At 64.5% G+C, this 15,459-nt stretch carries 15 protein-coding genes; 5 read left to right on the top strand and 10 right to left on the bottom strand.

Features of this window, described 5'->3' with window-relative positions; genetic code table 11:
* Positions 1-5: 5 nt before the first annotated feature.
* The 3 genes from mtnA to mtnK (AIOL_RS22375) all read right to left on the bottom strand — a co-directional run.
* Positions 6-1,100, bottom strand: coding sequence for an S-methyl-5-thioribose-1-phosphate isomerase (mtnA, locus tag AIOL_RS22385; RefSeq protein ID WP_049645019.1), 1,095 nt, complete (start codon positions 1,098-1,100; stop codon positions 6-8).
* Positions 1,097-2,185 carry an S-methyl-5-thioribose kinase gene (gene mtnK / locus AIOL_RS22380; protein WP_235439199.1) on the bottom strand — a complete coding sequence of 363 codons (1,089 nt, stop codon included), beginning with the start codon at positions 2,183-2,185 and terminating at the stop codon, positions 1,097-1,099. The genes mtnA and mtnK (AIOL_RS22380) overlap by 4 nt, the downstream gene beginning before the upstream one ends.
* A gap of 46 nt (positions 2,186-2,231) precedes the next feature.
* Positions 2,232-3,120, bottom strand: an 889-nt coding sequence (gene mtnK, locus AIOL_RS22375; RefSeq protein WP_049645621.1) for an S-methyl-5-thioribose kinase, incomplete at its 3' end; no start/stop codon positions are given.
* Positions 3,121-3,239: 119 nt separating this feature from the next.
* On the opposite strand from mtnK (AIOL_RS22375), the gene AIOL_RS22370 reads away from it, so the two are divergent.
* The 5 genes from AIOL_RS22370 to AIOL_RS22350 all read left to right on the top strand — a co-directional run bounded on the left by AIOL_RS22370 (position 3,240) and on the right by AIOL_RS22350 (position 9,178).
* Positions 3,240-4,748 (top strand): sugar ABC transporter ATP-binding protein, encoded by a 1,509-nt coding sequence (locus tag AIOL_RS22370; RefSeq protein WP_049645018.1) that lies wholly within the window; start codon positions 3,240-3,242, stop codon positions 4,746-4,748.
* 3 nt (positions 4,749-4,751) lie between these two features.
* Entirely contained in the window at positions 4,752-5,768 is a 1,017-nt protein-coding gene (locus AIOL_RS22365) for an ABC transporter permease (protein WP_049645017.1), read from the top strand.
* A 39-nt stretch (positions 5,769-5,807) separates the two neighbouring features.
* Positions 5,808-6,851: a substrate-binding domain-containing protein gene (locus AIOL_RS22360; RefSeq protein WP_049645016.1), complete on the top strand. Its 1,044-nt coding sequence runs from the start codon at positions 5,808-5,810 to the stop codon at positions 6,849-6,851.
* 572 nt (positions 6,852-7,423) lie between these two features.
* On the top strand, positions 7,424-7,939 hold the full coding sequence (locus tag AIOL_RS22355) for a fasciclin domain-containing protein (protein ID WP_049645015.1): 516 nt from the start codon (positions 7,424-7,426) through the stop codon (positions 7,937-7,939).
* A 144-nt stretch (positions 7,940-8,083) separates the two neighbouring features.
* Positions 8,084-9,178, top strand: coding sequence for an AI-2E family transporter (locus AIOL_RS22350; protein WP_049645620.1), 1,095 nt, complete (start codon positions 8,084-8,086; stop codon positions 9,176-9,178).
* A gap of 221 nt (positions 9,179-9,399) precedes the next feature.
* Here AIOL_RS22350 and AIOL_RS22345 read toward each other — a convergent pair whose 3' ends face one another.
* The 7 genes from AIOL_RS22345 to thrC form a co-directional block, all read right to left on the bottom strand.
* Positions 9,400-9,846, bottom strand: coding sequence for an efflux RND transporter permease subunit (locus AIOL_RS22345; protein ID WP_049645014.1), 447 nt, complete (start codon positions 9,844-9,846; stop codon positions 9,400-9,402).
* A 10-nt stretch (positions 9,847-9,856) separates the two neighbouring features.
* Positions 9,857-10,291 carry a DUF1178 family protein gene (locus AIOL_RS22340; RefSeq protein WP_049645013.1) on the bottom strand — a complete coding sequence of 145 codons (435 nt, stop codon included), beginning with the start codon at positions 10,289-10,291 and terminating at the stop codon, positions 9,857-9,859.
* An 84-nt stretch (positions 10,292-10,375) separates the two neighbouring features.
* Positions 10,376-10,828: an NUDIX hydrolase gene (locus AIOL_RS22335; RefSeq protein WP_049645012.1), complete on the bottom strand. Its 453-nt coding sequence runs from the start codon at positions 10,826-10,828 to the stop codon at positions 10,376-10,378.
* 140 nt (positions 10,829-10,968) lie between these two features.
* On the bottom strand, positions 10,969-12,216 hold the full coding sequence (locus tag AIOL_RS22330) for a 3-deoxy-D-manno-octulosonic acid transferase (RefSeq protein WP_049645011.1): 1,248 nt from the start codon (positions 12,214-12,216) through the stop codon (positions 10,969-10,971).
* Positions 12,217-12,801 carry a GNAT family N-acetyltransferase gene (locus AIOL_RS22325; RefSeq protein WP_049645010.1) on the bottom strand — a complete coding sequence of 195 codons (585 nt, stop codon included), beginning with the start codon at positions 12,799-12,801 and terminating at the stop codon, positions 12,217-12,219.
* Positions 12,801-14,063 (bottom strand): M16 family metallopeptidase, encoded by a 1,263-nt coding sequence (locus AIOL_RS22320; protein ID WP_049645009.1) that lies wholly within the window; start codon positions 14,061-14,063, stop codon positions 12,801-12,803. The genes AIOL_RS22325 and AIOL_RS22320 overlap by 1 nt, the downstream gene beginning before the upstream one ends.
* Positions 14,060-15,448: a threonine synthase gene (gene thrC / locus AIOL_RS22315; protein WP_049645008.1), complete on the bottom strand. Its 1,389-nt coding sequence runs from the start codon at positions 15,446-15,448 to the stop codon at positions 14,060-14,062. The genes AIOL_RS22320 and thrC overlap by 4 nt, the downstream gene beginning before the upstream one ends.
* Between the last annotated feature and the right edge of the window lie 11 nt (positions 15,449-15,459).

Here is a 15,459-nt window from a genome sequence, read left to right as displayed (position 1 = left end):
GCGGCTTACCCCGCCTTTTCGGGGAACAGGCCAGCCAGCCCCTCGGCAGAGGCCGCGCAGACCCCGCGCTCGGTGATCAGCCCGGTCACAAGCCGGTTGGGCGTGACGTCAAAGGCGGGGTTGCCGCCTGGGGAGCCATCCGGCGAGACCTGCACCGTGGACACCGCGCCCGCGGCGTCCCGTCCCAGCACATGGGTGGTTTCTTGCGCCGGGCGCTCCTCGATGGGGATCTCGGCCACGCCATCGCGCACGGTCCAGTCGATCGTTGGCGAGGGCAGCGCCACATAGAAGGGCACGCCGTTGTCGCGTGCGGCCAGCGCCTTTAGATACGTGCCGATCTTGTTGCAGACATCGCCCTGCGCGGTGGTGCGGTCGGTGCCGGTGATCACCAGGTCCACCTGGCCGTGCTGCATCAGATGCCCGCCAGCGTTGTCCACGATATAGGTGTGCGGCACGCCGTGCTCGCCCAGCTCCCAGGAGGTCAGCGCGCCCTGATTGCGGGGCCGCGTCTCGTCGACCCAGATATGCACCGGCAGCCCCGCGTCATGGGCGTGATACATCGGCGAGGTCGCCGTGCCCCAATCCACCGTGGCGATCCAGCCCGCGTTGCAATGGGTCAGCACGCGCACCGGCTCGCCCGCGGGCTTGGTGGCGGCGATGTCCTGGATAAGCTTCAGCCCGTGTTGGCCGATGCTCTTGTTGATGCCCACATCCTCGTCAGAGATCTCTTGCGCCAGGGCCCAGGCGGCCTCTGCCCGCTCGCCTTCGCTCAGCGGCATCAGGGCGTCGCGGCAGCGGTCCAGCGCCCAGCGCAGGTTGATCGCCGTGGGCCGGGTGGCGTTCAGCACCTCATAGGCGGTCTGGAACCCGGCATTGGAGGGGTCGCGCTCCATCTGCTCGGCGATGCCAAAACCTGCGGTAGCGCCGATCAGCGGCGCGCCGCGCACCCACATATCGCGGATCGCGACCTCGAATTCCTCCAGCGTGCGGATCGTCACCATCTTGAACTGATGCGGCAGCCAGCGCTGGTCGATGATCCGCACCTCGCCAGTCGCACCGTCGCGCCAGATCGAGCGGTAATGTTCGCCATTCACTTTCACAGGACCGTCTCCTCGTTCCATTTGCGCGCCATATCGCAGAGCGCGGCTTGGTTGGCGATGACATTGCGGGTCAGGATCAGGTCGCGCCCCATCATCAGGTTGCGGGCCTCTAGCGGCGCCCGCACGGCGACGTCCTCGATACTTTCGAAATCCGCGTTATGGGCGAGGGACAGGACGCGCCGGTGCATCTCGATCCCGCAATAGCCAAGACAGTCGCGCCAGATGTCGTCGAGAACCTGGCGCAGGGCGGCGTGGCTGGAATGGCCCTGGTCCTCAAACAGCGCCCGGTCATAGAGCATGCCGGTGCGTTCCGTTTCCCAAAGCCGCATGAATTCAGCGGCGAAAACCGTGCAGGTCTCGTCGATCACGTCCAGGATCCACTCCTGATAGGCCGCCAGATCCGCGCCGCGATGGGCGGGCTGGCTGAAATAGGCCATCAGGTAATTCGCAATCAGCATGCCAAGATCGAACCCGAACGGCCCGTAAAAGCCGAACTCTGGGTCGATCACCTTGGTCTCATCGCCCGTGCACATGGCCGAGCCGGAGTGCAGGTCGCCGTGACAGAGCGTCTCGGACTTGGCCGAAAATGCACGGAACAGCGCCTGCACCTCGCCCTTCATCGCCACGTCATCGCGCAGAGTCTTCACCACCGGGTCGAGCCCTTCGGTATGGTGGTTCATCTCGGCGTCAAAATACGGGTCGCGGAACACCAGCCCCTCGGTGATCGCCGGGATCTCCACATTGCCCGAGAACAGCCCCACATCGGCCTTCTTGTCGGCGCTGACCATCGACAGCTCTGACCCGCGGAACGCCGTGCGCGCGCAGAACAGCCCCAGCCGCTCGCCAAGCCCCTCCACCCGTTCGCCCGCGATCAGCTTGGTGCGCAGGATCACATGCGGCGAGAGATACTCCATCACGATCAGCGCCTGCGTCTCGTCGAAGTGATAGATCTCGGGCACCGAGCCGGGGTCGCGCGCCGCCTGCCGGATCAGCACGTGGTATTCGTAGAAGGCGCGGCGGGCCGGATCCATCAGCGGATTGTTCGACCAGGCCTCGGGAATCATCATCATGGTCGCGTGTGCCAGCGAATAGCCGCCCGCAACCAGCAGCTCCAGCGCATTGTCGAAGGTNCGTCCAGGATCCACTCCTGATAGGCCGCCAGATCCGCGCCGCGATGGGCGGGCTGGCTGAAATAGGCCATCAGGTAATTCGCAATCAGCATGCCAAGATCGAACCCGAACGGCCCGTAAAAGCCGAACTCTGGGTCGATCACCTTGGTCTCATCGCCCGTGCACATGGCCGAGCCGGAGTGCAGGTCGCCGTGACAGAGCGTCTCGGACTTGGCCGAAAATGCACGGAACAGCGCCTGCACCTCGCCCTTCATCGCCACGTCATCGCGCAGAGTCTTCACCACCGGGTCGAGCCCTTCGGTATGGTGGTTCATCTCGGCGTCAAAATACGGGTCGCGGAACACCAGCCCCTCGGTGATCGCCGGGATCTCCACATTGCCCGAGAACAGCCCCACATCGGCCTTCTTGTCGGCGCTGACCATCGACAGCTCTGACCCGCGGAACGCCGTGCGCGCGCAGAACAGCCCCAGCCGCTCGCCAAGCCCCTCCACCCGTTCGCCCGCGATCAGCTTGGTGCGCAGGATCACATGCGGCGAGAGATACTCCATCACGATCAGCGCCTGCGTCTCGTCGAAGTGATAGATCTCGGGCACCGAGCCGGGGTCGCGCGCCGCCTGCCGGATCAGCACGTGGTATTCGTAGAAGGCGCGGTAGAGCGGCAGCGGCCAGCTATCGCCCACCAGCCGCACATAGGGCAGCGCCTGCTTGACGATCACCGAGCCCGTTGCGCCGGTGACGATGAAGACGAGGTTGAGGTTGCCGTCGCCGACCTCGTGGACCTGCCACGCCGCCGGCGCCCCGCCGACGCGATCGGCCACCGCGGGCAGCCCGGCCAGCCGTTCGGTCAGTGATTCGACCGTTAGCGCCTTGTATTCCTTACCATCTAACACGCGTCACGTACTCCCTGTGGGCGTTTGAATGGGCCCTACATTGCCAGGTTGCTTACATTTGTCAATGCACTTGACATATGATGCCCATGGTCTAACGTGCCAACATTGGGAGGAGTGGATTGTCTGAAATTGCATGCGATATCAAAGGCCTGCGCAAGGCCTTCGGACCGAACCAGGTGCTGCGGGGAATCAACCTGACACTGCCTTCCGGCGCGGTGACCGTGCTGATGGGCGCCAATGGCGCGGGCAAGTCCACCCTGGTGAAGGTGCTCTGCGGCATACATCAGGCAGATGCGGGCGAGGTCAGCCTGTTCGGCACGCGCTTTGCCCCCGCCAACCCCCGAGACGCCTTCCGCGCGGGCATCGTGACGGTGCACCAGTCGATCAATGACGGGGTGGCGCCGGAGCTGGACGTGGCCTCGAACCTGATGCTGGACCGCCTGCCCGCGATGTCCGGGTTCTTCCTGTCGGACCGCGCCATCCGGCGCGAGGCGCGCAAGATCGCCGAGGGGATGCAGCTTGGGGTGGACGTGCGCACGCCCGTCTCCGCGCTGGGCGTGGCGGATCGCCAGATGATCGCCATCGCGCGGGCCATGGCGCATGAACCCAAGGTGCTGATCCTGGACGAGCCGACCTCGTCCCTGTCCGCCTCAGAGGCCGACCGGCTCTTTGCCTTGATCGACAGGTTGCGCGACACGGGTGTCGCGATCCTCTACATCTCGCACCGCATGTCCGATATCCGCCGCATCGCAGATCGCATCGTGTCGATGCGGGACGGCGAGATCTCGGGCACGTTCGAGGGCGAGGCCCTGGACTACGAGGGCGCGGTGACGGCGATGCTGGGGCATCGCATGACCGAGGTTGATGTGAACGTAGGCGCGCAGGGCGCGCCGGTCCTCCAACTCAACGGCGTCGCCCTGTCCGAGGGCGGCGCGGATTTGACCCTAACCGCCCATCGCAGCGAGGTCGTGGCCATCGCGGGCCTCCTGGGCAGCGGCAAGACAAAGCTCGCCGCGGTGCTCTTTGGTCTGACGCAGCCCGCCGCGGGGGCGATGACCCTGGACGGCGCGGCCTACGCGCCCCGCAGCGCCGCCGAGGCCATCCGGCGCGGCGTGCATATGTGCCCCAAGGACCGCGCCTCGAACGGCGTGATCCCGGACTTCGACATCACCAACAACCTCACCGTGCCCTTCTTCGCGCGCCACTCTGCCCTCTCGATGCTGAGCCGCCGCAGGCAGCGCCGCGCGACCGAGGCCATGGTCGACACGCTGGGCGTGGTCTGCCAATCCGCCGCGGATGACATCCTGACGCTCTCGGGCGGCAACCAGCAGAAGGTCATGGTGGGCCGCTGGCTGAGCCAGCCCTGCAAGCTCTTGGTGCTGGACGAGCCCTTCCAGGGCGTCGACATCCAGGCGCGCCGGGACATCGGCGCCCATATCCGCGCCACCTCTGACCAGCGCGCCACCATCGTCTTTGTCGCCGAGATCGACGAGGCGCTGGAGATCGCCGACCGCATCCTGGTGCTGAACGAAGAGGCCCTGGTGGGCGAGCATCGCAACGAGAACATCGATCTGGCGCCGCTGATGGCGCAGATCTCCGGCCAGAGCGCCGCGCAGCTTGGGATTTGAATTTTGAACGACGCGCAGAAGATCCGCGATTTCGCCATCCGCTACGGCTTTTTGCTGCTGCTCTTTGGGCTGGTGCTGTATTTCTCTTTCGCCGCGCAGGGGTTCGCGGGGGCGCGCTCGGCGGTGTTCGTGTTCCAGTCGGTGGCGATCACCGGGATCCTGGCGCTGGGGGTGACCTGCACGCTGGTGGTTGACGGGTTCGACCTGTCCATCGGCTCGGTGGCCACGTCCTCGCTGATGATGTCGGCCTATTTCATGGTGGTGCTGGAGCAATCAGCCGTCGTCGCGGTGCTGGCTTGCCTGGTCATGGGCGCCTTCGTGGGGCTGATCAACGGGCTTTTGATCGTGAAGATGCGGGTGCCGGACCTCTTGGCGACGCTGGGCATGATGTTCCTTTTGATCGGGTTGCAGCGCATCCCCACCGAGGGTCGCTCTGTCGCCACGGGCATGACCCTGCCCGATGGCAGCACGGCAGAGGGCACGTTCTCGGCCGGTTTCCTGTGGCTCGGGCGGCACCGGTTCGATGTCTTCATCGAGAACCTGATCCCGGTGCCGGTGATCATCTTCATCCTGGTGGGCGTGCTGATCTGGGTGTTTCTGGAGCTCACCCGCCATGGGCGGTTGATGTATGCCATCGGCTCGAACGAGCGCGCCTCGGCTTTGGCCGGCGCCAATGTAACCGGCTATAAGGTCGCCGCCTATATGATCTCGGGCGTGACCGCCTCGATCGGGGGCATCCTGCTGGCGGCGCGGCTGGGGCGGGGCGACATCGCCTCGGGCAACAACCTGCTGCTCGACAGCGTGGCGGCGGCATTGATCGGCTTCGCAGTGCTCGGCGCGGCCAAGCCCAACGCCTTTGGAACCGCCATCGGAGCGCTCTTTGTGGGCGTGCTCTTGCAGGGGCTGACGATGATGAACGCGCCCTATTACACGCAGGATTTTGTGAAGGGCGGCGTGCTTGTTGTGGCGCTGGTCTTCACCTTCGCGCTCTCAGGCAGGGGGCGCAGAGGCGGGCACTGAAACAAGGTTTTGAAGCAAGCATCTATGGGAGGACATGAGATGACATTGAAGAGAAGAACTATGCTGGGCCTGATGGGCGGCGCGATGCTGGCCGGGGCGACCCCGGCGCTGGCCGCGGACATGCCGGCGCCATTCGACAACGCGGGCGAGGTGAAGATCGCGCTGGTGCGGTACCTGTCCACGGGCGACTTCTTCCAGGCCTACTTGTCAGGCGTCGAGGCGCAATCGGCGGCTCTGGGCGTGGACCTGCGGGTCTTTGACAGCCGCCAGGACGCGGCCTTGCAGGCGGACATGGTGGACCAGGCCATCGCGCTTGGCGTGGACGGGATCGTGATCCAGCACGGGCTGACCGAGAGCATGAAGGACGCCGCGCAGCGCGCTCTGGACGCCGGGATCAAGGTCGTGGCCTTCGATGTGAACGTCGAGAACGAAAGCATCCCCCAGGTCGAGCAATCCGACTATCTGCTTGGAAAAATGGCTTTGGATCAGGCGCTTGCGGATAATGGCGACAAGTGGGAGGCCGGTTACGTCTATGTGCCCGGCATCGCGCCGCTGGACCGCCGCCACGTGGCCTGGGAAGAAATCAAGGCCGCCAACCCCGGCATCAACGAGCGCGCGGTGATCGGCACGCTGGACAACCCGATTGCCAATGCCAACGCCAACCAGGCGCGCTCTGCGCTGCAGGCCAACCCGGATATCAACGTGTTCTTCGCGCCCTATGATGAGTTCGCCAAGGGCGTGAAGATCGCCGTGGACGAGGCCGGGCTGACCGACCAGGTCTCGATCTACTCGGCGGATGTCTCAACCGCGGATATCTCGGCGATGCGCGAGCCGGGCTCGGCCTGGAAGGCCACCGTGGCCACCAACCCCGCCGTGGTGGGCGAGGTCTCGGTGCGGGCGCTTGCGATGCTGCTAGCCGGAGAGGACCCGGGCGCCAGCGTGATCGTGCCGCCGACACTGATCACCCAGGCCTTCCTGAACGACAAGGACATTAAGAACATGGGCGATCTGGCCGCGAACATGCCGCAATTCGCCCATGCCGATGTGGCGATGCCCGGATGGATGCCGCAGCCGCCGCGGTAGGCCTTGATTGAGACGAAGACCCAGACGGGCCGCCACCGCGCGGCCCGTTCCTTTTTGGGGGGGGGCAGTTTGGGGTGAAATCCAATGTCGGTATTGCGTCGGTATCACGTCAGCGCGAACGCGTTAGCTTTGCCTGTGGAGCCGCTCCCATCCAAGCTGCAGCCCATTGAGGTATGAGAGCTTGAGATCCGCAACCCGCGACATCTGCAATGGCTCTTGGAGGCCGTCGCGGCATGAAATGCCCGGCGCTGATGGTCAGATGGTCCAGCAGATCTCAGTCATAGGAACATCTCAACGGCGCAGACGGAAGCCAGCCGGGCAGATGGCGATTGCCGCACATATTACCGTCGGCTGGCAGTGCGTTTCCCGGTGATTAGAGCTCCCAAAGAACCTGCCGTTCTAAGAGCCGTGCGCATCGCTGACCAAGCGGTGCGTGCAAGCACACACCCTACCCCTACCGAGATTTTTTGGCCGAGACAGTCTTCACGGGTTCGTGAGGTTTTGATCCAGTTTGTGACAGTGCCCGTAACCTAACCATACGCAAAGACGCGTATCAGTATAGGGATAACATCATGACTATCTTGCGTAAAATCGCGCAGGCATCGGCCTGTGTGCTGGGCTTGGCTGTGCCGGCTTCTGCCAACTCCATCGTTGATATCGCCGCCGGCGACGAGCGTTTCTCCACCCTGGTGGCCGCCGTTTCCGCCGCCGGTCTTGTCGAGACGCTGCAGGGCCCCGGCCCTTTCACCGTCTTCGCGCCGGTCAACGACGCCTTTGCCGCGCTGCCTGACGGCACCGTCGAGACCCTGCTGAAGCCCGAGAACAAGGGCCAGCTGACCAACGTGCTGCTTTATCACGTGGACGATCGCAACCTGCCCGCGGCGGGCATCCCGCACGGGTCGAACTACTTCAAACCGATCCTGGCCAGCGAGCGGCTGTGCATCACCAAGAATTCTGGCGGCGTGATGATCGCCGACGGCACCGGCGAGATGGCCAACGTCATTATCGCGGATATCAAGGCCGATAACGGCGTGATCCACGTTGTCGACAAGGTCCTTCTGCCCGGCACGCGTCCCGCCTGCCACTAGCCCACTGATGCGGTTTAACGAGTGCAACACGGCTTAACGAGTGGGGCCCCGCTTTTCTAGCGGGGCTTTTTTTTTGTTCGACGGCGCCCCGTTTCGGCCTATGAAGGTCGCATTAGAATGGGCTTTCGGGGCACGGGCACGGGCATGGCACTTACAGTTCAGCAGCAGTTTAGGATCTGGGGCATCGCGGCGGCGGTGTTCCTGGTTGTGCTTTGGTATCTGGGCAACACGATCCTGCCTTTCGTACTGGGCGGGGCCATCGCGTACTGCCTGGACCCCATCGCGGACCGGCTAGAGAATTGGGGCTTGTCCCGCGCCATGGCAACAACGGTGATCATGCTGGGCGCCGTGCTGGTCTTTGTCATCCTGGCCCTGGCCGTGATCCCGGCGCTGGCGCAGCAGGGCAGCGCCCTTGTCAGCGCGGCGCCGCAATATATGCGCGACCTGCAGGCCTTTCTGACCGAGCGCTTCCCGGCCCTGGCCGACGAGAGCTCTGTCGTGCGCCAGTCGCTGGAACGCTTTGGCGCGATGATCCAGGAGAAGGGCGGCGCCTTGATCAACAGCGTGCTGTCCTCGGCGGCGGGGCTGCTGAACATCGTGGTGCTGCTGGTGATCGTGCCCGTCGTGGCCTTCTACCTGCTCTTGGACTGGGACCACATGGTGGCCCGCGTGGACGAGATGCTGCCGCGCGATCACCTGGACACGATCCGGTTGCTGGCCCGCGAGATCGACAACACGCTGGCGGCCTTCATCCGCGGGCAGGGCACCGTGATGCTGATCCAAGGCACGTTTTACGCCGTCGCCTTGGCATTGGTGGGGCTGAATTTCGGGCTGGTGGTGGGCGCCATCGCGGGCATCCTGTCCTTCATCCCCTATGTCGGCGCCATCGTGGGCGGCGGGCTGGCCATCGGGCTGGCGCTGTTCCAATTCTGGGGCGAGTGGTTCTGGCTGATCGCCGTGGTGGTGATCTTCTTCTTCGGGCAGTTCGTCGAGGGCAACATCCTGACGCCCAAGCTGGTGGGCTCAAGCGTGGGGCTGCATCCTGTATGGCTGCTGTTTGCGCTGTCCGTGTTCGGCGCGCTCTTTGGCTTTGTTGGGCTGCTGCTGGCGGTTCCGATCACCGCCGCATTGGGCGTCGTGGCGCGGTTCGGCCTGGGGCAGTACATGCAGGGGCCGCTTTACCAGGGGGAGCGCGGCGCCGATGACCCCGGCGACGCGCATGATCCGGAAGAGCCGTAAGTGCATCCGTTTCGCCAAGCCGGGCGCTCCGAATATGCGACACTGCAGCTTTCGGATAATACGCGCTGGTTAATAATTTCTTGGTGATTCGCCCCGGATCATAGATCCGGGTGGGAGCGGCCGCTCGTGACGGGCGTCACCCACCCATTTCTAGCTTCCCGCCCCTCGGTTAAGAAATCGTTGATCTTTGCAGCCGAGCGTGAATTTGCCGCAGCAGCCGCTCAAGTCACGACCGGCTTGCCGCCCTCATCAAGCCGTCCGGCGGGGAGGACCACGTTCTGCGCCTGCAGGTCGTTGAGCACCCGGTTGATCTGCACGCCCATAGCGGCCAGCCGTTGGCTGTCGATCTCGAGCCATATGCGAGGGTCCTGATCGCCCGAGATGGTGACCTTCGTGATCCCGTCCACCTGATCGAGCCCGGACCGCAGCGCGTCGGCAGCGTCCCAGATCTCGGCATAGTCGAAGCCTTCCCCGGTCACCGCGACGGTGGCAATCGCCACGTCGCCGTAATTGGTGTTCGTCGTGGGGCCCTGCATGCCGTCGGGCAAATCGTCGGCGGCGTCATCCATCTTGTTGCGGATGTCTTGGAAGGCCTCGGGCAGCTTCTCAGACGGCACCCCGTTATACACGTTAAGGTTCAGCGTCAGCCCGCCAGCGCTGGCGCCCACCGCGATGGGATTAGTTGGTCTTGCGCTGCGGAATGAAGGGCAGCGGAGCCACCGGCACGCCCTCTTCAATCAACTTCTTGGCGTCCTCTGTGCGCGCCTCGCCATAGATCGAGCGCGTCGGCGCTTCGCCCTGATGCATCTTGCGCGCCTCGGCGGCAAAGCCAAGCCCGACATAGTCAGAGTTCTCTTCCACATGCTTGCGGACCTCAGACAGCGCCTTTTCTGCGTCAGACATCGGCGCCGCTAGCGGGCGATCGGCCGGTTTTTCCGCCTTCGAGCGCGCCGGCGAGACCCGCGGCGCCATGATCGCCTTTTCGACCTGGTCAGAGCCGCAAACCGGGCAGACGACCATTCCAGCGGATTTCACCGTATCGAACGCCTTCGCCGAGGCGAACCAGCTTTCAAAGCTGTGGTCATCCGAGCATTTTAGAGCGTAGCGGATCATGGGCCTACTTATTCACGAACATCCTAAGACAATATGTCTAAATCGCGCGCGAGCAACCGCACAAGCGCCTCAAACGCCAAAAAATCAACGTTTTAGGGACTTGGGGTCAAATTGCCTGAGCATTCTTCGCAATTCCGGTTCCTGCACCTTGGCCGCGGCCTTCTCGCAAGAGAACCACTTGCGCCGGCGCTGATGCGCCTCGGGGTATCGTGACGAGGTGCTTTTGACCTTCATCGGGAAGACCACCACAACCACGGGCAGGTCGGTGTCCTTGCGCTCCTTAACGTAGGAAAAGATGCCCAGCGCGTTGCCGTTCACGCGTCCCTGCGCGCCGGCTTCCTCCCAGGCTTCGCGCTTGGCGGCCTTGTGCGGCGTGGCATTGTTCTCCGGCCATCCTTTGGGGATGATCCAGCGCCCAGAGCGGCGACTGGTGACCAATAGCACCTGAACCTCGTCGCGGCGCACCCGGTAGCACAGCGCGCCAAACTGCGTGCGCACAGAGGTCTTGCCGCCCGAGTCAAACCGGATCTGTCGCATTCTTTTAGCCCGTGCCCCCATCGACCTATTGATTCTGCCCAACGCGGCTGGGTCCGCGCCAATCTATAATCGTAGGCTAACAAACTGCGGGCTAGAAGCAACAGGGCTCGACGATCAAATATAAGCGATATCAGAAAAAATCACGCCTGACCAAGGTGATACAGCAAAGCCCTTAGCACCGGGGCGGTGCCTGCCGAGGCCGCCTGGAACCGACCCGTCACGCGTTTTGCGGCCGCGATCTGCCTTGCCCGTGCCGCGTCCTGCGACAGCTTGCAAAGCGCCGCACCGAGCTCTTGCGCGTTTTTCACACAGAGCGCACCGCCAGCATCGTCCAATTCGGCATAGATGTCTTGGAAATTCGCCACATGCGGGCCGTGTATAAGGGCGGACCCATGGGCCGCGGGCTCGAACGGGGTGTGCCCACCCAGCGGCACCAAGGAGCCGCAGACGATGGTCACCGCGGCGGAGCGATACCAAAGCGCCATCTCGCCAAGAGTGTCCGCCAGATAGACATCCGTGGACAGCTCGCCCATTTGGCTGCGCCGCACCACATGCAGCCCCCGGGCCTCGCAGAGCCGCACGATCTCTTCGGCCCGGCGCGGGTGGCGCGGCGCCAGGATGAGCGTCAGATCGCCGTCCTCCTGCAGCCGCTGTTTGAACGCATCAAGCACGATCTCGTCCTCGCCCGGATGGGTGGAGGCGGCAAGAATGGTCCGCTCTGGAATAAAGGCAGACCCCAGGATCTGCGGCGGCGCTTGCGTGACGGTCTCGGCCGTCACCGAGGATTTCAGCTCCACCGGCGGTCCCAGCGCCGCATCGGCAAGCCCCAGCGCCTTCAGGCGCGCGCCCGAGGCCAAGTCCTGGGGCGCCAGATAGTCGACCCTCGCCAAGAGCGCCGACATGACCCCGCCGAACTGGCTCCAGCGGCGCGCGCTTTTGTCCGACATGCGCGCCGCGACCGAAATCACCGGGCCCTGGAACGTCACCAGCCGGTTCGGCCACAGCTCGTTTTCTAGCGTTACCAGGGCCACCGTACTGCAGCGCGCCCGGAACCGCCGGAGCGCCCAGCGGAAATCGAGCGGCGCTAGGCACGGCGTGACGTTACCCAAGCCCCAGCCGCGCACCATCTCGCGCGCCGATATGGTGTTTGAGGTCACCACCAGGCTGTGCCCCGGAAAGGCCGTCCCGATATCCTCGATGAGTTGCCGCGCCGAGATCAGCTCGCCATTGCTGGCGCCATGCACCCAAATCGCGGCGGGTGTTTGCGTTCCACCGCCGAGACGCTGATCTATGTCGGCAAGGGTCTCTCGCCCGCGCAATAGGCGCCAAAGAAGAAGCATGAAGACGACCGGGCCAGCAAGCACCAAAAAGAGGCGGTAGCCCAGCATCTAAGTCGTTTCAGTCCGGCCCCGGCGGTCGTTCCTGAGGCTTGCGTAAAGCACATGGTTGCGCCAGCGACCGTTGATCTGCAGATAACTCTGCGCAACGCCTTCGTATTTGAAGCCGGATTTCTCGAGCACACCACGGCTGGCCTGGTTCTCTGGCAGGCATGCGGCCTCGACCCGGCTTAGGTCAAGCTCGGTGAAGGCGTGGTGGACCAGCCCGCGGATCGCCTCGCCCATATAGCCCTTGCGTGCATGCGGCCCGCCGATCCAATAGCCCAGCGTGCCCGCCTGCGCCGGGCCGCGCCGGATATGATCCAGCGTGATCGCGCCCAAGAGCATGTCGTCCGCGCGCCGGAAGATGAACAAGGGCACCGCCGAGCCACCGCTGATCGAGCGCTGCGCCCAATAGACCCGATTGGTGAAACCCTTGCGGGTCAGGTGGTCCTTTGCCCAAACGGGCTCCCACGGCGTCAGGAACTCGCGGCTCACCTGGCGCAGCGCCACCCATGTGCGATAGTCAGAATGCTGCGGCGGGCGTAGAGTCATCCGCTCGGTCTCTATCCGCAGTTTCCGGCGGCGCGTGAGCATCAGGCGGCGAGCCTCTCCTTGAGGTGCGCAAGATGCGGCGCGTGATCGACCGGGCCGTACATCGTAAGCGCTGGCTGGGCCGTGGTGATGAGCCCGCTGGCATGCGCCCGGACATCCGCGACGGTCACGGCGTCGATCTTGGCCACGACCTTGTCGAGACTGGGCACTTCGCCCCAAATCGCCACCAGCCGCGCCAGACGCTCGGCCCGGGCCGAGGGGCTTTCCAGCCCCATCAGCATCCCCGCCTTCATTTGCGCCCGCGCGCGGTCCACTTCGGTCTGCGTGATCTCGCCGGCGGCGCGTTTCAGCTCGTCCACGGTCAGGTTCGTCAAGGCGTCGATCTGCTCGCCCGAGGTGCCCGCATAAATCGTGGTCATGCCGGTATCCGCATAGGCCCCGGTCTGCGCGAAGATCGAGTAACACAGCCCGCGCCGCTCGCGGATCTCTTGGAACAGGCGCGAGGACATGCCGCCGCCCAGCACGCTGGAATAGATCTGCGCGGTATAGACCGCGTCGTCCAGATAGCCCGGCGTCTCGAACGCCAAAGCGAAATGCACCTGCTCAAGCGTCTTGATCTCGCGGCGCTCGCCGCCCGCGAACTGCGCGGGCACGATCACCTTGTCGCTGCCGCGCTCGAGCCCTGCGAACAGGCGCTCGGCCTCGGCCATGATCTGGTCGTGGTCGAACCCGCCCGCCACGGACAGGATCAGCTTTTCCGGGCGGTAGTGCTCACCCACAAAGCGGCGCAGATCGCCGCGGCTAAAGCTGCTGACGCGCTCGGTGGGGCCAAGGATCGTGCGGCCCAGCGGTTGCTCGGGATAGGCGACCTCTTGCAGCCAGTCGAACACCACGTCGTCGGGCGTGTCCATGACCTGGCCGATCTCTTGCAGGATCACTCCGCGCTCGACCTCGATTTCGCTTTCGTCAAAGACCGGATTCAGCACGATATCGCTGAGCACGTCCAGCGCCAGCGGCACGTCATCCTCGAGCACGCGGGCGTAATAGGCGGTCATCTCGCGGCTGGTATAGGCGTTGATATAGCCGCCCACATCCTCGATCTCTTCGGCGATCTGCAGCGCCGAGCGTCGCTCGGTCCCCTTGAAGGCCATGTGCTCGAGGAAATGCGCGATGCCGTTCTGCTCGATGCGTTCGTGGCGGCCGCCCGCCATGACCCAGACCCCAATCGCCGCGGATTTCAGCCCCGGCATATACTCGGTGACAACGCGAAAACCGTTGTCGAATTCATGCAATTTTACAGTCACTTTTGGATGCGGTCCCTTACAAGAGCTTCCAGGGCGGCGAGGTCGTTTGGCACCTCGGTCACCCGTTCCGAACGCTCATATAGATCCGCCATCCGCTTTGGAAGAGGGGGGTGTATGCCCACCGCCTGCGACACGGCATCCGGGAACTTCGCCGGGTGCGCGGTGGCCAGCGTGACCATGGGGTTTGCTCCCAGGTGCTCCTCGGCGACCTTCACGCCCACAGCACTGTGCGGGCACAGCACCTCGCCCGTCGCGTCGCGCTGCGCCGTGATCGTGGCAAGCGTCTCGTCCTCCGAGCAGCGCCCGCTGGTGAAGTCCTCGCGCAGCGCCTGCAAGGCGCCCTGGCTGACGGTGAACCCGCCATCCGTTTTCAGCGCCTCCATCTGCTGGGCAATCGCGGCGCCGTCCTGATCGTAGGCGAAATAGAGCGCGCGCTCGAAATTGCTGGAGACCTGGATGTCCATCGAGGGGCTGATCGAGGGCGCAACGCCCTCTTTGGTATGCGCGCCCGAGACCATCGTACGGTGCAGGATGTCGTTCTGGTTCGTGGCGATCACCAGCTGCCCGATGGGCAGCCCCATCCGCTTGGCGATGTAGCCCGCGAAGATGTCGCCGAAATTGCCCGTGGGCACGGTGAAGTCCACCACCCGATGCGGCGCGCCCAGAGCCACCGCGGACGAGAAGTAATACACCACCTGCGCCAGCACCCGCGCCCAGTTGATTGAGTTCACCCCCGCCAGCCGCACGCCGTCGCGGAACTCAAAATCGTTGAACATGTCCTTCAGCCGAGCCTGGCAGTCGTCGAAATCCCCGGCCAGCGCCAGAGCGTGCACGTTGGACGCATTTGGCGTGGTCATCTGGCGGCGCTGCACCTCTGAGACGCGCCCATGAGGGTAGAGGATAAAGACGTCCACCGCGTCGAGCCCCTGGAAGGCTTCGATCGCCGCCGAGCCCGTGTCGCCTGACGTGGCGCCCACGATGGTCACCCGCTCGTTGCGGCGCGCCAGTGCCGTCTGGAACATCTGCCCGATGAGCTGCATCGCGAAGTCCTTGAAGGCCAGGGTCGGCCCATGGAACAGCTCGCATAGGAAGTGGTTCGGCCCCAGTTGCACCAGCGGCGCGCGGGCGGCGTGGCCAAAGCCCGCATAGGCGCGGGCGATGATGTCGCGGAACTCGGCGTCGGTGAAGGTGTCGCCAATGAAAGGCCGCATCACTTCGAACGCGATCTCCTCATAGGAGCGCCCCGCGAGGGCGGCGATGGCATCGCGGCTCATCACAGGGATCGTTTCCGGCACATAGAGCCCGCCGTCGCGCGCCAGCCCGGTCAGCATGGCCTCTTCGAAGGTGAGCGCGGGGGCCTGGCCCCGGGTCGAGATGTATCGCATTCTTGGCAGTC

The organism is Candidatus Rhodobacter oscarellae, assembly GCF_001078595.1.
Classification (GTDB): domain Bacteria; phylum Pseudomonadota; class Alphaproteobacteria; order Rhodobacterales; family Rhodobacteraceae; genus Rhodobacter_B; species Rhodobacter_B oscarellae.
Note: the sequence above shows the minus strand (reverse complement) of the source record. Positions and strands in the feature narration are given on the sequence as shown.